Raw genomic sequence first — 21311 nt, 5'->3', positions numbered from 1 at the left:
CCATCACATCAGGCCCGGGGGAGAACAGACGCGGGCCTGCGCCGCTGTAACCCCAGCCGAACACCGTGCCCCACCGGAGTGTCGGCGTTATCGTTGACCGGTGATCGGCAACCTTGAGACGTTCCAGGACGAGCTGGCCGCCAGCGGGTTTCCGCCGCTGGTCAACAAGCTGGCCGGGGCCGGCTTCCAGGGCCGGATCGCCACCCGTGACCTCGGGCCGCTGCGGCTGGTCTCCCTCGCCACTCCCGAGAGCTCCTGCATCGGGCGGGAGCGTGCCGCCTCCGACGGCGAGAACCTGGCGATCAAGGTTATGACCCGGGGCCAGACGCGGATCAAGCAGGGGCGCGGCGACGCCGAACTCGGGCCGGCCGACCTGGTGCTGCTCGATCCCACGCGTACGATCCGGTTCGAGAGCACCGCCGCGGCGCACGTCACCATCCTGGTTCCGCGCCGGGAGCTTCGGATCCGGCCCGCGCAGATCGACCGGCTCATCGGCGTACGCATCGACGGCAGTCACGGCCCGGGCGCTCTCGTCTCCGTGCTGGCTCGGGAGTCGGCGCGGTCGGCGACCGAGTTCCGCGAGGCGGAGGCGCTGAGGTCGGCGGCGGCCGTCGTCGAGCTGATCGCGGTCGCGCTGGAGGCCCGGTTGGGCGACGGACAACCGGCCCCGGACGAGCGGCTGCGGGACCGGATCTCCGGCTACATCGAGGCCCGGCTGACTGATCCCGATCTGTCCCCGCCCAGCATCGCCGCCGCCCACCACATTTCCGTACGCCGGCTGCACAAGCTGTTCGAGGATCAGCCGCTTACCGTCGCGGCCCTGATCCGCCGTCGCCGCCTTGAGCGTTGCCGGGCTGAGCTGACCGGAAGCGGACGTACGGTCACCGCCGTGGCCGCCCGGTGGGGATTCTCCGATCCCGCCCATTTCAGCAAGCTCTTCAAGACGACGTACGGCTACAACGCCCGTGCACTGGTAACCAGTAACCGTGCACGGGCGACCAAGACGCGCACAGCCGGCCCGGAACAGGATGGTGGTCACCAAGGCCGGCAATAGACAGGAAAGTCGTGGCGAAGGTAAACATCGTCCGCCCCGGTGAGGGCGAGATCCTCGGCAGCGGGGCGCAGCAGATCCGGATCCTGGAGAACGGCGAGCACACCGACCACCGGCTGGGGTTCGCCGAGGTCACTATTCCACCGGGCACCCCGAGCCCGTTGCAGCACCGCCACGCCCAGCACGACGAGGGCTTCTACGTGCTGGCGGGAACGTTCCGGTTCACCGTCGGCGAGGACCAATACGACGCCGGGCCGGGCACCTGGGTCATCGTGCCGACCGGGGCGCCGCACACGTTCGCCAACGTCGGCGACGAGAACGCAGTCATGCTGAACACGTTCACGCCGGACCTGTACGTGCAGTACTTCCGCGACTTCAAGGCCATGATCGATTCCGGGCAGCCAGTCAACGCCGAGACCATGCAACCGCTCTGGAAGAACTACGCCACCGAGATCTCGAACGAATACGCCTCGTGAAGCGCCTTCAGTACGACCGCTACGGCGGCCCAGAGGTGATGCGGCTGGCAGATTTCGAGCCACCACGACCGGGTCCGGATGAGGTTCTCGTCCGCGTCCGGGCGGCGGCTTCCAACGCGCTGGACTGGAAGATGCGCAACGGCGAGATGAAGCTGATGACCGGTCGCTCCTTTCCCCGGGCGATGGGGCACGACTTCGCCGGAGTCGTCGAGGCGGTCGGCGCCGGCGTCACCCGCCTGAAGGCCAGCGACGCGGTACTCGGCGTGGCTCGGTTCCGGCAGGCGGGGGCGTTCGCCGAGATGGTGACGGCCCCAGAGAAGGCGGTCGTGTTCAAACCGGTGGACCTTTCGTACGAGCGGGCCGCCGCGCTGCCGACCGTGGGCGTGACCGCCTACCAGGCCACCGCGGAGGTCCGGCCTGGGCAAGCGGTCTTCGTCAACGGGTGCCTGGGCGGGGTGGGCCGGGCCGCCGTCCAGTTTGCCCAGGCGCGGGGAGCCTCGGTTGCCGGCAGCTGCCGCGACACCGCGGCTGACGGGGCCCGCGAGCTCGGCGTCGAACCGGTCGTGGGTTTCGGCTTCGACCCGGCCGCCCTCGCGGGACGGTTCGATCTCGTCTTCGACACGCCCGGCATGCTACCCTTCGCCGCGGCCCGAACGCTGCTGAAGCCCCGCGGAACCATCGTCGACATCGTCCCGACCCCGGCCAAAATGATCAGGAGCGCCCTGCCCGGACCGTTCCGGGCGATGATGGGTCGGCTGGTCACCTCCGACCTGGAGGAGGTGGCCCGGACCCTGCGCCTACCCATCGCCCGTACGGTCCCGTTGGCCGAGGCGATTCAGGCCCTGACGGAGCTGGAGCGCGAGCAGCGCCCGAAGGGCGGCAAACTGGTCATCACCATGGCCGGAACCTGAGCTGGGCCGAGCCAGTCCAAGGCTGAGGTGGTGAGGCGGTCGTAGCCGACGGCCATGCAGCCGTCCGCCACCGCGTTGTCGCCCAGGGCGCTGACTCGCCACTTCGATAGGACCGGTGCGTGCGCGGCGACCTGGGCCGCGACCAGGTCCGCCAGGCGTGGTCGTGTCGAGCGCCTCGTGCAGCGAGGTGAAGCCGACGCCACGCTTGCGCAGGCCGGACACGATCGCGATGAGGTCCTGGATGGAGCGGCCGAGCCGGTCCAGCGACGGGACGACGAGGGTGTCGCTCTCGCGCAGGTAGTCGAGGGCCGTCCCTGGGCTTTGGAGGCGGGGGCTCCTTCGCGGACATCTCCTCCAAAGCCCTCAGAGGCTCTTTCCCATGAGGGTGCACATGGTCTCATGGCGACGGATCGATCCGTCGGGTCCTTCCTCGTCCCAAGCGTCCGGTTCGCGGCCGTACGCGACGTAGCCCAGGCGCTCGTACAGGGCTCGGGCCCGGGGGTTGTCCTCCTCCACAGCGAGTTCGGCCCTACGGAGCCCGCGGTACCGGATTCGTTCTTCGGCAGCGCGGACGAGCAGCGTTCCCAAACCGCAGGACTGCAGCGCCGGCAGGACGGCGAGCTGCCACAAGGTTCCGGCTCCCTTGGAGACCTGATAGTCGATGCCGCCGATCGCCACCGGCAGGTCTACGGGGGTGCAGACGGCCAGGTAGTCCACCTCTCCCGCCGCAGCGCGTGTCAGCTCTCGCTCTACGTGGCGCAGGTGGGTGACCGAGCCGGACCACGTGCACGCCGGCACGTCCTCGGGCAGCAAATCGCGTACGGTCACACGCGTGGTGACGGTGGTACAGGGGAAGTCGTCTGCAGTGGTCACACCCCGAAGCATGCGACTTCGGCGACGGTGCGACAACGGATTTCTTCCGGCTTGACGCCGTGCGCACAGCGTCGGCCGTGCTCGCTGCCGTACGCGGGGCCCGTCACCGCCGATACCGCTGCGCCACGGCAGTGAAGGCGGCCTTGGGTTCCCATTCCATGTCGGGGTAGGTCTGTCCCCGGTGCCCTTCGAGGAGTTTCACGATGCCCAGGCCGGCCCGGTCCAAGTCGTCCCTTGGGTCACCGTCCGGACGGTGCGGGTAGCCGGGCAGGGCGAACAGGAACACGAACGCGCTGTCCACGCCCTCGGTCTCGAAGATCTCCAGCAGTTCGCTCAGGTATGCGGCCTGGCCGGCCTCGTCCCGCTCGTACACGCCGTTCAGCCGTACCGGGACCCTGGTCTCCGGATCGTGCTCAACCACTTCCAGCACCCGCCCGCCACGGTCTCCCGCACCGCGGTAGGCCGCGGTGCCGAACCCGGTGATGGCGAGCGGCTTCGGACCTTGGGCCAGGGTGCGCACCGCGTCTCGGAAACGGTCGGCGACTTCGGCGGAACGGATCAGTTCGTACGTCACCATGTCGAACGGGGCCCAGTCGATCTGCTCGAACTGGATGGATGCGTAGGTGAGCCTGCCCTGGAAGCGCTCGCGGACCGTGGCCGCGGCCTCGCGGAGGAACGCGTTGATGCGCACGCCGAGTTCGCGCATCGCTTCGGCCCGCCGCTCGGGTCGGCGCATCAGCAGCCCGACCCGCTCCTCGGGGCTGTCCCCGGACAGGAACCCGCGGTTCATCACGCTCAGCTCGACCCCCGCGACGAACACGACGGTGGCTCCCCGCTGCCGGAGCCGTTCGGCTCGCTCCGCGCAGTCACGGAAGAGCGTGAGGATCGGCTCAGGATCCAGTTCCAGCGGGTAGGGCGAGAACCAGATCTCCAGGCCGAGCTCGGCGGCGGCACCGGCGGCCAGCTCCAGGCGGTCCGGGTCGCCGCCGATGATCTGGACCGCGTTGCAGTTCAGGTCGTCGCGGATGATGGCGAGCTCGCGCCGGACCACCGCGGGGTCGAAGTGCTCGCGGGATGTCCGGCCGTGCACGACGAATCCGGTGTCGTAGGTCATTCCTCTTGCTCGCATGCTGCCGCTGTCCTCTCTGTCGCCCCGGCGGGTCGAGGCTGACAGAAAACATGCGTGTACGCAAATTTACGGGTACGCAAGTTTGCGTGCACGCAGTCACGCGTGGGACGCTGACCCGGTGACGACACCACCACCAGGGTTGCGGGAGCGGAAGAAGCAGGCCACGCGCGAGGCGCTGCGCGAAGCAGCTCTCCGCCTGGCCGTGGAGCGCGGACCGGACCAGGTACGGGTCGAGGACATCGCCGAGGCGGCCGGGGTCTCGCCCCGCACCTACAACAACTACTTCGCCAGCCGCGAGCAGGCGATCGTCTCCGCGGTGACCGCGGACCGGGAGGCGCGCATCGCGGCGGCGGTCGCGGCCCGGTCCGCAGGAGTTCGCCTGGTCGACGCGGTCACCGAGGCGGTGGTCGAGCAGTACACGAACACCGGCGAGCGCGACCACCGGGCGCTGCTGCTGATCACCACCTGGACCGCGCTGCGCCACGCGTTCCTCGACAGCACCGCCGGCATCGAGCTTCCTCTCGCAGCGGTGATCGCCGAACGCCTGGGAGACACCGAAACCCACACGGCCCGCGTCCTCGCGGCAAGCGTGACCGCGGCGGTGCGCATCGCGCTGGAGGCCTGGCTGCGGCCTGCCGGAATCGCGTCGTCCGCCGGGCGTTTCGCCGCCGGAGGACTGGTCGTGCCCTCCGGTTCGCTGCCCGACCAGCTCCGCACGACACTGGCCCCGCTCGCGCCCGCGTTCGACGCCGCGGAGCAAGGCACGCGACCGTGACACCGAGGCAGGTCCGGGCATCGGCGACGTGCCGAAGCCGTTGACGGGACCAGGTAGCGGCGCGCTTCACCGGGTGCCGCTTCGGCGGAGGACGGGGCAGAGAGCGGGTCCGCTGGTGAAGTGTGAGCCTCTGACAACTTCGCCGGCAGGGCGCGCTTCTTCCGATGTACGCCCGGAACGTCGGCCGTCCCGGCGATGGTCCGCGACCTGGACGGAATCGCGAGCGTGTTCCTGACGGACCTCGCCCGGGACGCGGCCACGGTCGTCCGCGAGGGCGGGTCAAACGTTTCGGTACGGTCGGCCGAGTGATGTCGGGCGAACCGGCCCCCGCCCCCTTGCACAAGGATTCCCCCGGGGCCGTGGCCACCCGCGGCGGGGGCGGACGGGCCATCGGATGGACGGACCATCGGCAGGAATGACGTCTTGGCCGCCGCCATGATGCGGTTGTTCGGCGGCAACCTCAGGCAGCGAGCCCTCACCGAAGCCCGCGCGGCGACACGGAGTCCGGTCCGAAAGGTCCGGATATTCCGACGATAACGACTGCGGCTAGCTTCACGGTGACCCTGTCATGTTCGGTGGAAGGCATCCCGTGAAGAAGAAGCTCGCCCCTGCCCTGCTCTCCGCAGTTCTCCTCGGCAGCGCGTCCGTCGCCGCCGCACCCGCCGCCTCGGCCGTCACCGCGCCGGCCGCCACCGCGTCGGCGACGCCGGGCTGCGTCACCGAGACCAAGGAGGTGAGCAAGGGCTACGGAACGATCACCGTGTGCGTCAACGAGGACGGCTCCGCCCGGGCCTACGGCGACCTCCACTGCACCGCGTTCGGCGCCGTCCTCGTGATGTGGGACATCGGCTGGAAGACGGCCTCCGGTGTCAAGATCTCGACCGTCGCGACGGCCGGCTGGGGCGACAACCACATCGAGTTCGACGTCGACCCCTCGGCCGGCACGGACGGGATCAAGGGGATCACCGGAGTGGACGAGATCTACCTGTCCACGATCTACATGTGACCCCGGCGCACGACACCAAAGACCCATGCCGGGTCAGGGGCCCTCATCGGCCCGATTGTCCTGCCCCATGTCCTATTGTCGCGGCCCGGGGACAAGTGGTGCCGCCGTCGCGATGTCGAGATCGTGCCGTCGGCTCCGTCCCAGGCACATGGGCGGCCATTTCCGGCCGCTCGAGGCAGAAGGAGACCAGCATGGGGATTCAGCGGATGGACAACGTCGGCATCGTCGTCGAGGACCTGGATGCCGCCGTCGCGTTCTTCGTGGAACTCGGTATGGAGCTGGAGGGCAGAGCGGAGATCGAGGGCCCGTTCGCCGACCAGTGCACCGGACTCGACGGGGTCCGCTGCGACATCGCGATGGTCCGGACGCCGGACGGTCACAGCCGACTCGAGCTGGCGAAGTACCACAACCCCGCGGTGATCAGCGCCGGGCCGCGCAACCGGCCACACAACATCCTCGGCACTCACCGTGTCATGTTCGCCGTCGACGATCTTGAGGACACCATCGCCCGCCTGCGCCCTCACGGCGCCGAACTCGTCGGCGAGATCGCCCGGTTCGGCGACAGCTACCTGCTGTGCTACCTCCGCGGACCGGACGGCATCATCGTCGGGCTGGCCGAACAACTGGGCTGAGAGCGCTGCGGGATGGCGCGCGAGGCGAGGCAGGCCGATGGACCTCGGCGAGGTCAGAACGGCACGCCTTCTGTCAGAACCGCACGCCTTCTGGAGGACCGGGTCGAGCCGCTCTGCCCTCAGCCCGGCTGAAGCGTGCGGTCGTGCTCCCGGACCGCGATCCGGGCCAGCTTGGTCAGCATCATGCCGTTGCGGACCTCGACGAGGTAGTCCACGGGCAGTCCGTGCATCCGGATGCCGGGGCCCCGCAAGGCGTGCCAGTCGAGCACGAAGAGCGTGGCGTCGCCCCAGGGCACCAGCTTCATGGCGATGCGGGCCGCGCCGAACGGTTCGGCCTTCGCCTCCAGTTCCAGGCGGCGCTCGGGTTCGCAGATACGGACGACGCAGGTGTCGTCGAGGACCAGCGGGCCGGCTCCGACCCGGACGCGCAGCCGGGCGCCCACCTGGGGCCAGTGCGCGTCCGCGGCGAGGACCCGCTGGGTGCCGGTCACCCATTCCCCGTAGCGGTGTCCGTCGGACAGCAGGCTCCAGACCTCGGCCGGAGTACTCAGGATCAGACGACGGTTCCGGGCCAAGCTGAACACGCTCCCTCGGGACGACGGCGACGACGGGGCCGTGCGGGGCGGGGTGGGGCGGGGTGGAGTGGGACAGGAGAACAGAATGGTCCGCGGTCTGCGGCGTGCCCGTCGACACTAGCCCGGTGCTTCGACGGCCCAGGGGAACGCGCCGAGGCATGGGGCCGTCCGGGCGAGGCAGCCCCCGCGGGGCCGTAAGTTCTAGTGGTCGTCGCAATACCCCAGCTCAGGGGGTGCGATGGAGTTCGAGATCCGGGAGAACCGCTGGGCGAGGCCCCGCCGCCGGTCCGCGGCGAGCCTCCCCCGCTCGGGGCCGATCACCGATCCCGGCATGCGGCTCAGGCGTTCGACCTCGTCAGTTCTTGACCGCTACCCCGCAGACGGACACGTCGGCCGTGGGCTCTTCGGGACGGCCTGCGTCCGGGCGCCAGGAAGCCGTGGCGACGACTCCCGGGTCCACCAGGTCCAGTCCGGTGAAGAAGGAGGCGATCTCCTGCGGGGAGCGCAGGTGGTAGGTGTTGGCCGACTGCGCGTTGTAGGCCTCGACCGCCCTGTTGAGCGCCTCGTTGTTGTCGGTGCCGTCACTCAGAGCCAGATAGCTGCCCGGGGGCAGCGCCGCCATCAGCGTGTCCAGCAGCTCCGCGGGACGCTCGGCGTCGGAGATCTGTCCCATGATCCCGAGGGTGGTCAGCGCGACCGGGCGGCTGAGATCCAGGGTTCTGGCGGCCGCGGTCAGGATCCGCTCCGGGTCCTTGACATCGGCGTCGACGTAGGCGCAGGCGCCCTCCGGGCTGCTGGTGAGGAGTGCCTGGGCATGTGTGAGGACGAGGGGGTCGTTGTCCACGTACACGATGCGGCTCTCGGGCGCGATGCGCTGGGCCAGCTCGTGCGTGTTGTCCGCGGTGGGCAGTCCGGTGCCGATGTCGAGGAACTGGCGGATGCCGACCTCGCCGGCCAGGAAGCGTACCGCGCGTGCCAGGAACCGCCGTTGCAGGCGGGCGACGGCGGCGAACTCCGGAAACGTCGTCAGGATGACGTCGCCGGCCTCGCTGTCGACGGGATAGTTGTCCTTGCCTCCCAGCAGGTAGTTCCAGACCCGGGCGGAGTGCGGCCGGTCGGTCTGCAGTCGCGCCCTGACTTCGTCACGCGGATCAGTCATAGGCAAAGCTTCACACAAGGCTGCACGGCCGGGAGCGAAGTACGGAACTTCCCCGGCGCCGCGCGGCTCAGACGGACGGCGTGGGCGGGGGCCGCAGGCCCAGCCACTGCTCGGCGTCCCACGCCCGGAACCGCTCCACCTCGGTGAACCCCAGCTTCGCCGCCAGGCGCATCGAGCCGGTGTTGGCGGTCTGCGTGTTGAGCACCACCGGCTCGCCCGGAAGAACGCCGTCGAACCAGTCGAGTGCCGCCGCGCACGCCTCGGCCGCGTACCCGAGTCCCCACGCCCGCGGCAGGAACAGGTAGCCCAGATCGACCTTCCCCACCGCGACCGGGCAGCAGTGCTCCCGTGTTCGCCTGAGCAGGATCTGGCCGATCATCTCCCCGTCGAGGTCGACGACGAAACTCCCGGGCCACCGCTCGGGTGTCCCGGGCAGCTCACGCTCCAGTTCGGCACGGGGGCGGGGCCCGCCGAGGTAGGTGTGCACCTCGGGCGACGCCAGCAGCTCGACGAACGCCGCACGGTCCCCGGCCCCGGGCTCCCGGAGCACGAGTCTCGCGGTTCTGATCGGTACGGGCGGCCACGCGACGGGTCCCAGGTCTGACATGGGCGCAGGCTAACAAGCCCGGCAGACACCGGACATCGCTCACGGGCGATGATTTTCCCCGGGAGCGGGAGTCTCCTTCGGAACGCCTCTGCCGGACGCCGCCCGTTCGGGCCGGGGGCATGCAAATGACCACCCTGGACAGGAGTCGAGGCCACATGACCGATCCGGCACTGACAGCGGACCCCGGTCGCGAGACCGGGGTCTGGCCCTCGATCCGCACCGAGCGAGCGGCGCTGGCGGCCGATCTCACCGACCTGACGGACGGCCAGTGGGCAACGCCGTCGCTCTGCGCCGGCCTGTCGGCGCGTGAGGTGCTGGCACACCTCACGGCGGGAGCGAGCCTCAACTCCGTGCGCTGGCTGGCCGGGGTGATCCGCTGTCGCTTCGACTTCGACAAGCAGGTGGCCATGCGGCTGGCCGAGCAGCTCGGCGCGACCCCGGGCGAGACCCTGGAACGTTTCCGGCGCGTCGTCCCGAGCACGACCAAGCCTCCGCTTCCCGCCATCGCCATGCTGGGCGAGACCATCGTGCACGGAGAAGACATCCGGCGCCCGCTGGGCATCCGCCGCGACCACCCGATCGCTGTCGTCACGGCGGCGGCCGAGTACTACCGGGGCTCGGACCTCGTCGTCGTTGCCAGGGGACGCATCGGTGGCCTGCGACTCGTAGCGGACGACGGCCCGTTCGCGACCGGTTCCGGACCTCTCGTGTCCGGTCGCACCCTGGCACTGGTCATGGCCATGACTGGGCGCGCGGCCTACTGCGACGATCTCGAAGGCGACGGCGTGGAACTCCTCCGGAGCCGTATGGGTCTCTGACCCGGGGACACGTGCTGTCAACCCCGACGATCGTCAAGGCCCGGGGTTGTCGTTCGGCCCGGGTGTCCAGGTGTGCGCGCTTCTACGTTTCGGCTCATGAAACGAGAACCGCGGAAGAGGGCCCTGGCCGGCCGGCTGCTCGGTGCGTCGGCCGTCCTGGGTACGGGAGCAGGAGTGATCGCGTGGCTGTCGCCGGGCGGGCTGGGCCGGGCCGGTCCCGTCGAGGTCACCGGCGGGGCTTCGGCGTCGGCGTACCGGTCGGTTGCGGAAGCGTTGGCGGACGCGCCGTCGTGGGCGGGGTCCGCTCTGGAGGCGGTCACCGAGGGCACGCTCGTGGTCCTCGGAGTGCTGCTGCTGTGGGCGGGGTGGACGGCAGTGCGCAGCAAGGACGTGCGCGGGGTCGCCGGGGCCGTGCTGATCGGCCTCGGCACCGTCGCGGCCTACGCGGCCAGTGAAGCGCTGAAACTCGTGGTGGACGAGGAGCGTCCCTGCCGTGTGCTCGGTGCGGGGGCCGCGGCGGTCGCGGAGTGCCCGGACCCCGGGGACTGGTCGTTCCCGAGCAACCACGCCACCCTGGCCGCCGGGCTGGCCGTCGGTCTCGCCGTCCTGCGGCCCCGGCTCGCCGTGGTCACCTTGCCCTTGGCCGTGGCTGCCGCGCTGCTGCGCGTGCTGGTGGGGGTGCACTACCCGCACGACGTGCTCGCCGGTGCGACGCTCGGCGGCGCCGTCGTGGCGGCGGTGCTCCTCGTGTTCTGGCCCGCGGCCCAAGGTGCGGCCTCACGAGTGGGGAGGCTGCGGCGCGATGATCCCGGCCTCGTGGGCGACGACCGCGGCGGCGGCCCGGTTGTCTACGCTCAGCCTCGCCAGGAGGGAACTCACGTGGGCCTTGACCGTTCCCTCCACCACATGCAGCCGCCGGGCGATCTGACCGTTGGACAGACCGCCGCCGAGAAGGGCCAGTACGTCTCGTTCCCGGGCGGTGAGGGCGGCGATCCGGTCACGGGCAGCGGAACGCCGACCGGCCAGGGTGCCGGCGCCCGTGGCGGCGAGGTGCGCGACGACCCGGGCCGCGACCCGCGGTGACAGGTAGGCGGCGCCCCCGGCCACCGCACGGACTCCGGTGATCAGTTCCTCGGGCTCGCCCGACTTGATCAGGAAACCGGCCGCACCCCCGCCCAGGGCCTGGAGGATGTAGTCGTCCTCACCGAAGGTCGTGAGCATGATGACGCCGGTGCCCGGCACGACGGTGCGGATCTCCGCGGCGGCGTCGATGCCGTTGAGGCCCGGCATGCGGATGTCGAGTACGGCCACCGCGGGACGATGCCGTCGCACCAGTTCCACGGCGTCGTGGCCGTCGGCGGCCTCGGCGACGACGTCGATGTCCGTGGCGGTGGCGAGGACGGCGCGTACCCCGGCACGGATCATCGGCTCGTCGTCGGCGATCAGCACCCGGATCATCGCGCGCTCACGGGGCGACCGTCCCCAGGGAGACCAGGGTGTCGTTCCGGAAGCAGAGCCGGTAGGCGTCGCCGGACCGGTCGTCGAACCGGTCGGCCGTCATCGCGTAGTACTCGCACGTCGTGCCCTCTCCCGTCGGCTCGTCGGTCGGCGGCCGGTAGTCGGTCTGCCGTTCCGGCAGGAGGCGCCGCACCTCGGAACGATCTTGCCCCACGTGCAGGCGGGCGTAGTCACGCGGGTCCAGCACCGACCGTGCCGCCGACCGGGTCTCCCAGACCATGAGCACCCCGCTCAGCAGCGCTGCCGTCACCAGGGGCACCATGGCCGCGGCGACCAGGGTCCGGCCGGCCCTGCGCCGGGCACGCCGGTGTTCCCGCGGCAGGGCGTCGTCGCGGGAGGCCGGGAGCGCGCGCGGCGAAGGCGGGGGCGCGGGCGCGGGCGCGGGCGCGGGCGGGAACAGGGGCGGCGAGGGATGGTGCGGGATGCGCGCGACGACGGCGTAGCCTCCGTCACGGGGTCCGTGGTCGAACGAGCCGCCGGTCAGCCGTACACGTTCCCGGAGGCCGATCAGGCCGCGCCCTCCGATGCCGGGCCGGGTCCGTAGGGGGTCGGCGGAGGGCGGTGGGCCGTTCTCCACGACAACGTCCGTCCGGGTTGCCGTATGCGTCACGTGAACGGTCGTCCTCGCGCCCGACGCGTGTTTGGCCACGTTGGTCAGGGCCTCCTGCACCACCCGGTGTGCCGCCCGCGCCACCACGGGCGGCAGTTCGTCCGCCTCGCCGTCGACGCGCAGCTCCACCGGGAGGCCGGCCTCGGACGCCTCGGACGTCAACCGCATGAGGCCGGGGTCGTCGGGCTCGATCGCCCTCGTGCCGGTCTCCTCCCGGAGGACGCCGATCACCTCGCCGAGGCGTTCCACCGCGGCCGCGGCCCTGGCGCGGATGTCGGCCGCCGCCCTCTGGTGGTGTTCCGCGAGGTCCGGCGCGAGTTTGAGCGCGCCGGCCGACAGGGCGATCAGGCTGAGGTCGTGGCCGATCACGTCGTGCATGTCCTGCGCGATGCGCGTCCGCTCCCGCAACCTCGCCTGGTCGGCGATCAGTTGCTGTTCGCGTTGCAGTTGAGCGGCACGCTCCCACCCGGCCCGGACGAGTTGGCGGTACTGGCACCAGAACCGGCCCGCGAACCAGGGCAGCATCATGGCGGCGACCACCACGGCCACGAACCGGCCGGCCAGCGGGAGCCAGGCGGGAACGACGGAGAGGGCCGTCACACCGGCCGCGAGAACCGCGACCAGGGCGAGCGCCGTCGGAGCCGTCCGCCCGGGCCGCCGTCCCGCGAGGAACGCGGTGACGGCGGTCGGGACCGCCCACCACGGGTTCGTCACGCTCAGGCCGGCGGCCACGGCGGTGGCCGCGGTGAGAAGGGTCCCGCAATCACGTACCCGCCGCAGAAGCGCGTTCTCGGGCGCCGTTGCCGTCCCGCTGTCGGTCAGTGTGCTGTCCACGCAGGCGACGGTACGGACCTCGTGCGGCGGCCGACCACTGTCGAAAGTCCCATTGGTCTGCCCCACGGGGCCGGCCGGTCCTGGGCGCACGGGGGATGCTGCTGGGTGTGATCGAGAGAGCAGCGGCGGTCCGGACCGTCGAGGAAGAGCTGGAGCGCGACCGTCAACGGCGGCACGCCTCGGGCGCGGAGGCACTACGCATGGCCGTGGTGGACGTCGAGGAACATGAACTGGTGTGGATCGTGTACTGGACGTCCGAGGAGTTCGTGCGCACCGGGGACCCGGAGTTCATGCTGGTGGGCAACGGGCCGTACCTGGTCGACCGTGTCGACGGGGGGCTGCACCAGGTCGGCGTCGTGTCCGCGGTGACCGGGGCGTGGCAGGACGACTATCGGGGCCGTATACGTGGGCTTCCCGTGCGTACCGCGGTGGACGATCTGCACGATGTGCTCGGCGAAGTCGCCTCGGCCCGGGGACGTTTGCGAGCGGCGCGGACGCTCCGCCGGAGACTGCCCGCGCTCTCGCCTGCGGAGGCCATCGAGTACGTGAGCGCGTTGCTGGAGGGTGAAGCACCCGCGCGCCTCGTGGCCGTCGCCGACAAGGCGCTCGTGGTGCCTGTGGACCCGGTGCTCGCGGTGAAGACGATTCTCAACGGGGCGGAGACCAGGGCCGGTCACGGACCCGAGGCCTGACGGGAGCGCCCGTCGCCCGCGGTGCTGGGGGGGGCTGACGTGCTCGGACCGCCGACAGGATCTCGGCGACGGGGGCCTGATCGGTGCCGGGGGCTCACATCCGGGCTCTCAGCACGTCGACCTCACAGCCCGGCGCGAACGGTCGAAGCCGTGCTCGATCAGCCAGCGAACCGCCGGCAGGCTTCGCAACGGAATGGGCGACGACGACTTCGACCTCATCCATGGGCGACCAGTATCCCGGGGGTGAGCGCCGACGTCGCCCGGTTTGTCACGTGCGGTTGCGCCACGGACCGCGTCTCTCCTGCCGACTGCCCCCCGACGCACCGCTAGATGACCGGTGGTCGGCCAAGTCGCGTCATCCGTGCCACGGTCGCCCACCGCATCGGTCGACGCGCGCCGCCCGACGCGCGCACCCCTTCGGCGAAACCGCCCGCCCAGGCCCGCAACCCGCTCCACGAGCGGGTCCGCACCAGCGTCAGCGCGGTCCACACCCCGAGGTAGACCGGGACCAGGGGTGCGGGCAGGCGCCGTTTGGCCAGCCACACCCGGTTGCGGGCCGTCATCCGGTAGTAGACGGCGTGCCGGGCCGGTGACGTCCAGGGGTGCTGGAGCAGCAGCGACGGCTCGTACACCACCCGCCACCCGTCGTCCAGGGCCCGCCATGCCAGGTCGGTCTCCTCGTGCGTGAAGAAGAACGCGTCCGGCCAGCCGCCGATCCGGTCCAGCATCCGCATCGACAGCGCGTGCCCGCCGCCCAGGAACGTGGTCACCCGACCACCGCGCATCGGGTTCTTCGACCGCAGCCGCGGTACGTGCCGGCGCTGTGTGCGGCCGTGCTCGTCGGCGATCCGGAACGACACGATCCCCAGCCGCTCATCGGCCTCGTACATCGAGGCGAGCCTGGCGAACACGCCGCTGTCCACGAGCAGCCCGTCGTCGTCCAGATCGACCACGACATCCACGTCTCCGCACGCCCGCAGGTGCTCGATGGCCACATTGCGGCCGCCGGAGACCCCCAGGTTCTCCTCCGACTCCACTCCGTCCACGCCCGGGGGCAGCTCCGGCAGCGCACAGCCGTTGCCGACCACCACGATGCGGGCTGCCGGCCATGTCTGACCGGCCACCGAGGCCAACAACGCCTGCAATTCGGCGGGGCGATTGCCCATGGTCAGGATCGCGATCCCCAGACGAGTGCGACTCACAGGTGAACTCCGATCGGCTTCTCGAAGGCCGCAGCCTATCGGCTCGCTCCTCCGCTTCGCGCGGTACGGGCGTCGCCTCCGAGGCCGGTGAGGCGGGCCGTGAGACGGGACAGCAGGGCTACCGACTCGCTCAGCCGCCGTCTTTCGTCGGGGTCGAAGGTCTCCCGGATGGCGGCGCCGAGGGCGCCCGCGCGGAGGGTGCGCTCTCGCCGGAGGCGGGAGAGGCCGGCGTCGGTGAGGCGCAGCAGGAGCTTGCGTCCGTCGTCGGGGTGCGGCTCGCTGCGGACCAGGCCGGCGACGGCGAGGTCCTTGACCGACTTGGCGGCCGACTGGTGGGTGACGCCACGCAGTCGGGCGAGGTCGGCCGTGGTCAGGGGGCCGTCACGGTCGAGGAATCCGAGGATGGCGGCTTCGCCGGCGGGCATGGTGTCCACGGCTCTCACCGCCCGGACCAGCTCACCGATCGACCGCCGCAGCTCCTCGGCCAGCGCGTCTTCGTCCATGGAGCCATCCTAGCCGGAGGTCTCACACTTTATTGTACAGTAAGATTGTACAAATGGTTGTCGGTGCAGGAGGAAGGACATGGCGGTCGTGGAGCTCACCAAGTTCGGTCATGCGTGTGTGCGGCTCGAGAAGGACGGGCGCCGCCTGGTCATCGATCCGGGCGGCCTGACCGCCCCCGAGGCCTTGGACGGCGCCGACGCGGTGCTCGTGACGCACGAGCACTTCGACCACTTTTCGGAGGAGGCGCTGCGCCGGGCGGCCGCGGCGCGTCCGGGCCTGCGCATCTGGACCAACTCCTCCGTCGCGAAACGACTGGACGGTCTCGGCACGCAGGTCGTCACCACCGGCGACGGGGACGCCTTCGGCGCCGCGGGCTTCGACCTCACGGTGCACGGAACCTGGCACGCGGTCATCCACCCGGACGTCCCGCGCATGTCCAACATCGGATTCCTGGTGGACGAGTCCGTGTTCCACCCCGGCGACGCCCTGACCGTCCCCGGCACCCCGGTCGGCACGCTGCTGCTGCCCGTGCACGCTCCCTGGTCCACGGTCGGCGACCTGATCGACTACGTGCGCGAGGTCGCTCCCCACGATGCCTACGCCGTCCATGACGGCGCCCTCAACGACGTCGGCACCGCAATGGTCGGGGGCTTCCTCGGTGAGCGGGGCCCCGGGGTCCCGGCGCTCTACCACCGGCTGGCCCCGGGCGCGAGTGTCCGGATCGGTTGAGGTCCGGCGGCGCCGGTCACGACGTGCCGACGACTACGACGTCGAGGACTTCTCCTCGCGGTACAGCACGAGGTGCTCGTGGTGGAGCACGCCGTCCCGCAGGTCGCCGGTGGCGGTGAAGCCGGTGTCGTCGACGTGGTCGAGGTGGTCGCCGGTCACCGTGTAGCGGCCGGTGTACGCGCTGCGCCGATCCCCCGGGCCTCGTCGTAGCGCCCGTCCGGCAGCAGTTGCTGACGGATGTGGCCCTCCGCGGTCACCCACATGCCGACGACGTCGGCGCTCCCACGGTTTCGCAGCTCCCGCGCGTCCGCTGTCGCCGTCCTCGCCGGGGTCAACGCCGACTACTGCACCCCGGCTCAGGCTCCTGGTCGGCCGGAGCCGAAGAACGCGATCATCCGCTCCAGGCCGTCGGTGCCGAACATGGTGTCCAGGCTGTCGGCGGACTCGATGGCGGACGCCTCGCTGCGGGGAAAGAGGGCTTCCTCGTACTCCGTGAGCGCGGCCTCGGTGTCGCCGGGGTGAGCGGCGAGGGCCAGGGCGAGTTCGGCACCGTCGTACATGGCGAGGTTGGCGCCCTCGCCGGCGAAGGGGGACATCAGGTGGGCCGCGTCTCCGAGCAGGGTGATGCCGGGGGTCCGCTTCCAGCGATGCCCGACGGGCAGGGCGTGGATGCGGCGCGGGGTGATGGCCTCCGCGTGGGCGACCAGGCCGCGCAGGTCCTCGTCCCAGCCGTCGAAGTGGGCGAGGACCGCGGCCTTGGCTGCGCCGTGGTCGGTGAAGTCGATGGTGTCGATCCAGTCCTCGTCCGCCCTGAGCGCGGTGTAGACGTGGAGGCTGCCGTCGGTCTCGCGGTGGGCGAGGAAGCCGCGCCGGTCGCCGAGGCAGATGAAGAAGCCACCGCCGACGACGGCCGCGCTGCCCGGGTGGCGGGTGTCGGCCTCGTGCAGGTCGGTCTCCACGAAGGAGATGCCGGTGTAGGCGGGCTCGGCGTCCGAGAGCAGTGGCCGGATGCGGGACCATGCGCCGTCGGCGCCGATGAGGAGATCGGTGGTGACGGTCGAACCGTCGGCGAAGGTGACCTCGTGCCGGCCGTCGTCCATCGGCCGGGCGCCGGTGGCCCTGCGCCGCCAGTGGACCGTGCCGTCAGGGAGGGAGTTGAGCAGCAGGCCACGCAGGTCGCCGCGGTCGACCTCGGGGCGGCCGCCGTCACCCACGTCCTCGGTGGCGACGTGGACGGTGCCGTCGGGACCGGCCAGGCGCATCGCCTGGCCGCCCTCGTGGATGATCTTGCGGAACTCGTCGTGGAGGCCGGCGGCGTGGATCGCCTTCTGGCCGTTCTCCTCGTGGATGTCGAGCATGCCGCCCTGTGTGCGGGCCTCGGGGCCCGCGTCCAGGTCGAAGACCGCGGATTCGATGCCGTTCACATGCAGGACGCGGGCCGCGGTGAGGCCGCCCAGGCCGCCGCCGATGATCGCGATGGGGTGGTGCCGGGTGTTCATGGTGGCCTCCAGGGGTGCGCGGGTCGGACAACTTCAGCGTAACGAACATGTTCGTAGCGAACAAGTTCGCTTCGTTGCGCGCTCACCGGAGGGCTGGGCAGTGACGGGCTCGGCAGCCGGCCCGGCCCCTCAGTCGGCCGTGCCCCGGGCCGGACCAGGGACGGGCGTGCGGGTGATCCCGTTGACGAGGACGTCGAACGACCAGCGCATCCGGTCGCGGGCGGAGCCGCCGACGAGGAGGGACACGTGGGAGGCGATCGCGGGATGGGTGGCCTCGTCCGCCCCGCGCAGGGCGCGGACGGTGGCGCTCCAGTCCTCGTGGGACGTCGGCTCGTGTGCCTGGGTCGCGTGCTCGGCGGCGGTCGCGGTGGCGTCCTGCAAGAGCTTGTCCACGCCCCAGGCGACCTGAGAGCCGGGAGCTCCACTGCGGGCGAGCAACTCGAGGATCCGTTCCACGAGGCGCAGGTAGTTCTCCCCGCTGGGGCGGGCGACCAGGGCCGAGCGGGCGAGCTGAGGGTGTGCGAACAGTACGAGGGTGTACGACATCAGCACGGCCCGGAGCTGCTCGCGCCAGCCCTCTTCGGCGCCCGCGCCGGTGAGGTCGACCTCACCCAGCAGGGCGTCCAGCACGGCCGCGTGCAGTTCGGCGGTGTTCGCCACGTACACGTAGAGGGAGGCGGGGCCGGTGTCCAGCTCCTGTGCCAGGCGGCGCATGGTGACCTTCTCCAGCCCCTCCGCACGCATGAGCGCCACCGCGGTGTCGACGATCCACCGCCGGGACAGTGCGGGCTTCGCCGGGCGGTCCCGGCGGCTGATCGGGTCTCTTCTCGCTGCCATGTCGCGATCGTAACGAACACGTTCGTCGGGTGGACCCGGACCGTGGCCGCCCGGCTCGTCCTCGTCCGGCGGTTCCGTCTGCCACGGACCTGGTGTGCTCCTTGCTGATCGGGATCTTGGCCGATCGGGATCTTGTTGCACGGCAGGATGGGGACGCCGCGTTGGGCCGGGACGGCTGCCCGCCCGGGTCGACGTGGCCGGGGTAGGGACCTCAGGTGTTGAAGCCGCGTCCGACGGCTGCGACGGTCCTCGGGCGGGCGAGGATGAGTCTCGTGATCGCACTGTGTGAGAAGGTCTGGACCCTCACGTGGCGTCAGGCCGCATAGTCGGTGCCGTGAAGGATCACTGGACCGTGGGACGCGTGGCCGAGTTGGCCCGTGTGAGCGTTCGCACGCGGCAGATCTCGGCCTCCGCCTGCTCGTCGCTTGACCTGGGCGACGGACAGACCGCGCCGGCCGTGGCCGGCACTCGGCACCTTCCACGGCGGCGGCTGTCAGTCGTCGAGCGCCTTCAGGACGTCGGCGAGGTCGACGAACTTGAAGCCGGTGGCTTCCCGGTCGCCGTCCTCCGGAGCCATGTGACCGTCCTGGACGACGAGCAGGCCGTCGGGGTACCTGCTGCCGAGCGGCTCGGCGAGTACGTCCGCGCCGTCGCACTCCTCGGATCCGTCCAGCGCCTCGGACGCGGCACCCACCCGGAAGCCGCCCTCGTACTCGTAGTCGTCGGACCGTTCGCGGTCGTAGGCGGCGAAGGTGTCGTCGCCCTGACTGGAGGTGAGCAGGTAGCCGTCTCCGTCGTCCTGCTGGAGCAGGGTCAGTCCCTCGACGTCCGCCGACACCCGCACACCGCCGAAACCGGGGTCGTCACCGGCCACGCACTCGTCCGAGGCCTCGTCGTACGTGGCCGGCACGCCGTACTCCCGGACCTTGTCCTGCAGGACCGGACCGCCCCCGAGGTCGGCCCGCAGGCGCCAGATGCCCACATCCTCCTGCCCGGCGAAGAGCATGCCCGTCTCGGGGTCGACGACCATGCCCTCGACCTGCGGGCCTTCGCCGGGTTCCCCGCACGGGGACCACTTCGTGCCGTCGGGCATCGTGAAGGCGGCGGGCAGGTCCAGGGTGCGGATCTTCCGGTAGGTGACCTTGCCGTCGCGTGTCGGGGTCAGCTCCAGCAGCGCGATGCGGGTGGTCGCGTTCTGGCTGACGAGCGCGTAGGACCTGCCGGTCGCGAAGTCGGTGTACGTGGCGAGGCCGTAGGCGGTTTTCTCCTCGTTGACCTCCACCTGGGAGCCGGAGAAGATCCACGGCGCGGAGGCGTCGGTGACATCGGTGAGCGGGGCGTCCGGCCGGTCGCCGTCGACGCGGTAGACGCGCAGCTTGTCGCTGCCGCGGTCGCTGACGACCGCCAGGTCCGTGGCGCCGGACCCCACGGTCGTCCCGTGCACCAGGTCGACGTTGTTGAAGCGGCCCGGAGCGTCCTCCGCTCCGGGCGCCTCGGGCGCGGGGACCGACTGCACCTGCCGGGCGTCGAGATCGTAGACCCGCAGGCCGCCCTCCTTCGCCGTGGCGATGACGAGGCTGGCGTCCGGGTCGGCGGCGTTGCGCCAGATCGCCGGGTCGTCGGCGTTCGCGTTGCCGCCCTCGTCGTCGTCGAACAGGGCGGCGGTCTCGGCGCGGGGAACGACCTCCGGGGGTGCGGCGAGCGCCGAGGCGTCCGCCGAGGGTACGGCCGCGACAGCGGCGGTGAACACCAGGGTCGCCGTCGCGGCGACGAAACCGGAACGGCGTCTTGTGAACGCGTGCACGAGCTGTCTCCTTCGTCGGGGAGCGGGTGATGCCGACGCGAGTCCGGCGTACGGTTCGCGACCGCACCAGTCACTGGGACGACGCCACATGATCGAGAGCGGAGGCGGAGGGCGCGCATCGCCCGGGCAGCCCGCAGACGACGGATACATGGCGGAGGGGCGAACGGATGCGCCCCGCCCTTCACTTCCCGTCGCGCAGGGAATGAATCATGCTCTGCAGGATCCTGAACGCGCCCGACTGCTCGTCCTCGGACATGCCGGTCAGCATTCTGAGCTCGACGGAACGGACCGCCACGGTCGCCTTCTCCAGGCTCCGTCGTCCGCGAGGCGTGAGCCGCGCGGGAAGAGCCTTCCCGACGGGCGCCGCCTCGGGCCTGGTCACGTAGCCGTCTCGTTCCAGGGCCTGGAGCAGCACGTTCATCGTCTGTCGGGTCACGAACGCGCCCCGCGCGAGCTCGGAGTTCGACAAGCCCGGTCGTTGAGCCAGCAGTTCGAGGCATGAGTAGTGCGTCACGCTCATACCGAGTGGCCGCAACACCTCCTCCATGGCTGCGCGCAGGGCGCTCGAAGCTTCCTTGAGCAGGTAGCCCAGTGATTTGTCCAGGTCGACGCCTGCACCCTTTTGACTCATGTCAGCATTCTGACATACGATGACCTGTGTCAGGAATCTGACATGAAGAGAAGGAGTATCGTCATGCCCGCCACCGGTCCCGACTTCATCTCACTCCAGGTACGCGACCTCGACGCCTCGCAGGCGTTCTACGAGCGGCACCTCGGACTCGTCCGGTCTCAGGCCGGACCTCCGCACGCCGTCGTCTTCGAGACGAAGCCGATCGCCTTCGCACTCCGCGACGTCGTTCCCGGCACCGATCTCGCGTCCGTCGCCCAGCCCGGCATCGGTGCCGCGATCTGGCTCCACGCCACCGACGTCCAGGCCGTCCACGATGCCCTCGTCGCCGACGGTCGCACCATCGTCTCCGCGCCGGTCGACGGGCCCTTCGGCCGGACGTTCACCTTCGCCGACCCCGATGGCTACCACGTCACCCTCCACGACCGCGCCTGACCGCGTC

At 70.9% G+C, this 21311-nt stretch carries 24 protein-coding genes and 4 pseudogenes; 12 read left to right on the top strand and 16 right to left on the bottom strand.

Going from position 1 to position 21311, the window contains the following annotated elements:
* Nucleotides 1-100: 100 nt before the first annotated feature.
* Genes C4J65_RS34740 through C4J65_RS34730 form a run of 3 tightly spaced genes read left to right on the top strand, consistent with a single transcriptional unit; the run spans nucleotide 101 to nucleotide 2438 of the window.
* Nucleotides 101-1054, top strand: a complete 954-nt coding sequence (locus tag C4J65_RS34740) for a helix-turn-helix domain-containing protein (RefSeq protein ID WP_115746031.1) — start codon at nucleotides 101-103, stop codon at nucleotides 1052-1054.
* A gap of 11 nt (nucleotides 1055-1065) precedes the next feature.
* Nucleotides 1066-1527, top strand: a complete 462-nt coding sequence (locus C4J65_RS34735) for a cupin domain-containing protein (RefSeq protein WP_024494953.1) — start codon at nucleotides 1066-1068, stop codon at nucleotides 1525-1527.
* Nucleotides 1524-2438 (top strand): NADP-dependent oxidoreductase, encoded by a 915-nt coding sequence (locus C4J65_RS34730; protein ID WP_240330584.1) that lies wholly within the window; start codon nucleotides 1524-1526, stop codon nucleotides 2436-2438. The genes C4J65_RS34735 and C4J65_RS34730 overlap by 4 nt, the downstream gene beginning before the upstream one ends.
* 147 nt (nucleotides 2439-2585) lie before the next feature.
* Here C4J65_RS34730 and C4J65_RS34725 read toward each other — a convergent pair.
* The 3 genes and pseudogenes from C4J65_RS34725 to C4J65_RS34715 form a co-directional block, all read right to left on the bottom strand.
* Nucleotides 2586-2738 (bottom strand): annotated as a pseudogene (locus tag C4J65_RS34725) (recombinase family protein); the annotation flags it as partial.
* A 63-nt stretch (nucleotides 2739-2801) separates the two neighbouring features.
* The gene (locus C4J65_RS34720) at nucleotides 2802-3323 is read right to left on the bottom strand and encodes a GNAT family N-acetyltransferase (RefSeq protein ID WP_115746029.1); all 522 of its coding nucleotides are present in this window, start codon (nucleotides 3321-3323) and stop codon (nucleotides 2802-2804) included.
* 91 nt (nucleotides 3324-3414) lie between these two features.
* The gene (locus tag C4J65_RS34715; protein ID WP_115746028.1) at nucleotides 3415-4425 is read right to left on the bottom strand and encodes a hypothetical protein; all 1011 of its coding nucleotides are present in this window, start codon (nucleotides 4423-4425) and stop codon (nucleotides 3415-3417) included.
* A gap of 133 nt (nucleotides 4426-4558) precedes the next feature.
* Between C4J65_RS34715 and C4J65_RS34710 the strand changes: the two genes are divergently transcribed.
* The 4 genes and pseudogenes from C4J65_RS34710 (at nucleotide 4559) to C4J65_RS34695 (ending at nucleotide 6853) form a co-directional block, all read left to right on the top strand.
* Nucleotides 4559-5215 carry a TetR/AcrR family transcriptional regulator gene (locus C4J65_RS34710; protein WP_162833495.1) on the top strand — a complete coding sequence of 219 codons (657 nt, stop codon included), beginning with the start codon at nucleotides 4559-4561 and terminating at the stop codon, nucleotides 5213-5215.
* A gap of 174 nt (nucleotides 5216-5389) precedes the next feature.
* Nucleotides 5390-5752 (top strand): annotated as a pseudogene (locus C4J65_RS36940) (hypothetical protein); the annotation flags it as partial.
* A gap of 52 nt (nucleotides 5753-5804) precedes the next feature.
* Nucleotides 5805-6221 (top strand): hypothetical protein, encoded by a 417-nt coding sequence (locus C4J65_RS34700; RefSeq protein ID WP_240330583.1) that lies wholly within the window; start codon nucleotides 5805-5807, stop codon nucleotides 6219-6221.
* Between the two features lie 191 nt (nucleotides 6222-6412).
* Nucleotides 6413-6853 (top strand): VOC family protein, encoded by a 441-nt coding sequence (locus C4J65_RS34695; protein ID WP_115746025.1) that lies wholly within the window; start codon nucleotides 6413-6415, stop codon nucleotides 6851-6853.
* Nucleotides 6854-6972: 119 nt separating this feature from the next.
* Here C4J65_RS34695 and C4J65_RS34690 read toward each other — a convergent pair whose 3' ends face one another.
* The 3 genes from C4J65_RS34690 to C4J65_RS34680 form a co-directional block, all read right to left on the bottom strand.
* Nucleotides 6973-7428, bottom strand: coding sequence for an SRPBCC family protein (locus C4J65_RS34690; RefSeq protein WP_115746781.1), 456 nt, complete (start codon nucleotides 7426-7428; stop codon nucleotides 6973-6975).
* Between the two features lie 355 nt (nucleotides 7429-7783).
* Nucleotides 7784-8587: an SAM-dependent methyltransferase gene (locus C4J65_RS34685; RefSeq protein WP_115746024.1), complete on the bottom strand. Its 804-nt coding sequence runs from the start codon at nucleotides 8585-8587 to the stop codon at nucleotides 7784-7786.
* 67 nt (nucleotides 8588-8654) lie between these two features.
* On the bottom strand, nucleotides 8655-9194 hold the full coding sequence (locus C4J65_RS34680) for a GNAT family N-acetyltransferase (RefSeq protein WP_162833494.1): 540 nt from the start codon (nucleotides 9192-9194) through the stop codon (nucleotides 8655-8657).
* A gap of 155 nt (nucleotides 9195-9349) precedes the next feature.
* On the opposite strand from C4J65_RS34680, the gene C4J65_RS34675 reads away from it, so the two are divergent.
* Nucleotides 9350-10012, top strand: a complete 663-nt coding sequence (locus C4J65_RS34675; RefSeq protein ID WP_115746022.1) for a maleylpyruvate isomerase family mycothiol-dependent enzyme — start codon at nucleotides 9350-9352, stop codon at nucleotides 10010-10012.
* 96 nt (nucleotides 10013-10108) lie between these two features.
* Nucleotides 10109-10756 (top strand): annotated as a pseudogene (locus C4J65_RS34670) (phosphatase PAP2 family protein); the annotation flags it as partial.
* Nucleotides 10757-10789: 33 nt separating this feature from the next.
* On the opposite strand, the gene C4J65_RS34665 reads toward C4J65_RS34670, so the two are convergent.
* Both C4J65_RS34665 and C4J65_RS34660 read right to left on the bottom strand, forming a co-directional pair.
* On the bottom strand, nucleotides 10790-11470 hold the full coding sequence (locus C4J65_RS34665) for a response regulator transcription factor (RefSeq protein ID WP_115746021.1): 681 nt from the start codon (nucleotides 11468-11470) through the stop codon (nucleotides 10790-10792).
* A 7-nt stretch (nucleotides 11471-11477) separates the two neighbouring features.
* Entirely contained in the window at nucleotides 11478-12974 is a 1497-nt protein-coding gene (locus C4J65_RS34660; protein WP_240330582.1) for a sensor histidine kinase, read from the bottom strand.
* Nucleotides 12975-13081: 107 nt separating this feature from the next.
* Between C4J65_RS34660 and C4J65_RS34655 the strand changes: the two genes are divergently transcribed.
* On the top strand, nucleotides 13082-13666 hold the full coding sequence (locus tag C4J65_RS34655; protein WP_115746780.1) for a YrhB domain-containing protein: 585 nt from the start codon (nucleotides 13082-13084) through the stop codon (nucleotides 13664-13666).
* Between the two features lie 94 nt (nucleotides 13667-13760).
* Here C4J65_RS34655 and C4J65_RS37140 read toward each other — a convergent pair whose 3' ends face one another.
* The 3 genes from C4J65_RS37140 to C4J65_RS34640 all read right to left on the bottom strand — a co-directional run bounded on the left by C4J65_RS37140 (nucleotide 13761) and on the right by C4J65_RS34640 (nucleotide 15371).
* Nucleotides 13761-13889: a hypothetical protein gene (locus C4J65_RS37140; protein ID WP_275898180.1), complete on the bottom strand. Its 129-nt coding sequence runs from the start codon at nucleotides 13887-13889 to the stop codon at nucleotides 13761-13763.
* Nucleotides 13890-13992: 103 nt separating this feature from the next.
* Nucleotides 13993-14868 carry a glycosyltransferase gene (locus C4J65_RS34645; protein WP_115746019.1) on the bottom strand — a complete coding sequence of 292 codons (876 nt, stop codon included), beginning with the start codon at nucleotides 14866-14868 and terminating at the stop codon, nucleotides 13993-13995.
* A 35-nt stretch (nucleotides 14869-14903) separates the two neighbouring features.
* Nucleotides 14904-15371 carry a MarR family transcriptional regulator gene (locus C4J65_RS34640; protein WP_115746018.1) on the bottom strand — a complete coding sequence of 156 codons (468 nt, stop codon included), beginning with the start codon at nucleotides 15369-15371 and terminating at the stop codon, nucleotides 14904-14906.
* Nucleotides 15372-15450: 79 nt separating this feature from the next.
* Between C4J65_RS34640 and C4J65_RS34635 the strand changes: the two genes are divergently transcribed.
* On the top strand, nucleotides 15451-16101 hold the full coding sequence (locus C4J65_RS34635; RefSeq protein ID WP_115746017.1) for an MBL fold metallo-hydrolase: 651 nt from the start codon (nucleotides 15451-15453) through the stop codon (nucleotides 16099-16101).
* Nucleotides 16102-16134: 33 nt separating this feature from the next.
* Here the strand turns inward: C4J65_RS34635 and C4J65_RS34630 are convergent.
* The 5 genes and pseudogenes from C4J65_RS34630 to C4J65_RS34610 form a co-directional block, all read right to left on the bottom strand.
* Nucleotides 16135-16364 (bottom strand): annotated as a pseudogene (locus tag C4J65_RS34630) (Atu4866 domain-containing protein).
* Nucleotides 16365-16457: 93 nt separating this feature from the next.
* On the bottom strand, nucleotides 16458-17600 hold the full coding sequence (locus tag C4J65_RS34625; protein ID WP_115746016.1) for an FAD-dependent monooxygenase: 1143 nt from the start codon (nucleotides 17598-17600) through the stop codon (nucleotides 16458-16460).
* Nucleotides 17601-17729: 129 nt separating this feature from the next.
* Complete coding sequence (locus C4J65_RS34620; RefSeq protein WP_115746015.1) at nucleotides 17730-18437, bottom strand: TetR family transcriptional regulator; 708 nt, start codon at nucleotides 18435-18437, stop codon at nucleotides 17730-17732.
* 493 nt (nucleotides 18438-18930) lie between these two features.
* Nucleotides 18931-20241, bottom strand: coding sequence for a phytase (locus tag C4J65_RS34615; protein ID WP_115746014.1), 1311 nt, complete (start codon nucleotides 20239-20241; stop codon nucleotides 18931-18933).
* A 181-nt stretch (nucleotides 20242-20422) separates the two neighbouring features.
* Complete coding sequence (locus tag C4J65_RS34610) at nucleotides 20423-20872, bottom strand: MarR family transcriptional regulator (RefSeq protein ID WP_115746013.1); 450 nt, start codon at nucleotides 20870-20872, stop codon at nucleotides 20423-20425.
* A gap of 63 nt (nucleotides 20873-20935) precedes the next feature.
* On the opposite strand from C4J65_RS34610, the gene C4J65_RS34605 reads away from it, so the two are divergent.
* Nucleotides 20936-21304 (top strand): VOC family protein, encoded by a 369-nt coding sequence (locus tag C4J65_RS34605; protein ID WP_115746012.1) that lies wholly within the window; start codon nucleotides 20936-20938, stop codon nucleotides 21302-21304.
* Nucleotides 21305-21311: the final 7 nt, after the last annotated feature.

Origin of the sequence: Streptomyces sp. CB09001, assembly GCF_003369795.1 — a bacterium.
Lineage (GTDB): Bacteria > Actinomycetota > Actinomycetes > Streptomycetales > Streptomycetaceae > Streptomyces.
The sequence above is the reverse complement of the archived record's forward strand: the minus strand, read 5'-3'. Positions and strand labels throughout refer to the sequence as shown.

Bases quoted from the DNA above. Each gene is read 5' to 3' on its own strand.
- C4J65_RS34720 (WP_115746029.1), bottom strand. From the start codon at position 3,323: ATGCTTCGGGGTGTGACCACTGCAGACGACTTCCCCTGTACCACCGTC.
- C4J65_RS34715 (WP_115746028.1), bottom strand. From the start codon at position 4,425: ATGACCTACGACACCGGATTCGTCGTGCACGGCCGGACATCCCGCGAG.
- C4J65_RS34695 (WP_115746025.1), top strand. From the start codon at position 6,413: ATGGGGATTCAGCGGATGGACAACGTCGGCATCGTCGTCGAGGACCTG.
- C4J65_RS34685 (WP_115746024.1), bottom strand. From the start codon at position 8,587: ATGACTGATCCGCGTGACGAAGTCAGGGCGCGACTGCAGACCGACCGG.
- C4J65_RS34680 (WP_162833494.1), bottom strand. From the start codon at position 9,194: ATGTCAGACCTGGGACCCGTCGCGTGGCCGCCCGTACCGATCAGAACC.
- C4J65_RS34675 (WP_115746022.1), top strand. From the start codon at position 9,350: ATGACCGATCCGGCACTGACAGCGGACCCCGGTCGCGAGACCGGGGTC.
- C4J65_RS34665 (WP_115746021.1), bottom strand. From the start codon at position 11,470: ATGATCCGGGTGCTGATCGCCGACGACGAGCCGATGATCCGTGCCGGG.
- C4J65_RS37140 (WP_275898180.1), bottom strand. From the start codon at position 13,889: ATGGATGAGGTCGAAGTCGTCGTCGCCCATTCCGTTGCGAAGCCTGCC.
- C4J65_RS34640 (WP_115746018.1), bottom strand. From the start codon at position 15,371: ATGGACGAAGACGCGCTGGCCGAGGAGCTGCGGCGGTCGATCGGTGAG.
- C4J65_RS34635 (WP_115746017.1), top strand. From the start codon at position 15,451: ATGGCGGTCGTGGAGCTCACCAAGTTCGGTCATGCGTGTGTGCGGCTC.
- C4J65_RS34625 (WP_115746016.1), bottom strand. From the start codon at position 17,600: ATGAACACCCGGCACCACCCCATCGCGATCATCGGCGGCGGCCTGGGC.
- C4J65_RS34620 (WP_115746015.1), bottom strand. From the start codon at position 18,437: ATGGCAGCGAGAAGAGACCCGATCAGCCGCCGGGACCGCCCGGCGAAG.
- C4J65_RS34610 (WP_115746013.1), bottom strand. From the start codon at position 20,872: ATGAGTCAAAAGGGTGCAGGCGTCGACCTGGACAAATCACTGGGCTAC.
- C4J65_RS34605 (WP_115746012.1), top strand. From the start codon at position 20,936: ATGCCCGCCACCGGTCCCGACTTCATCTCACTCCAGGTACGCGACCTC.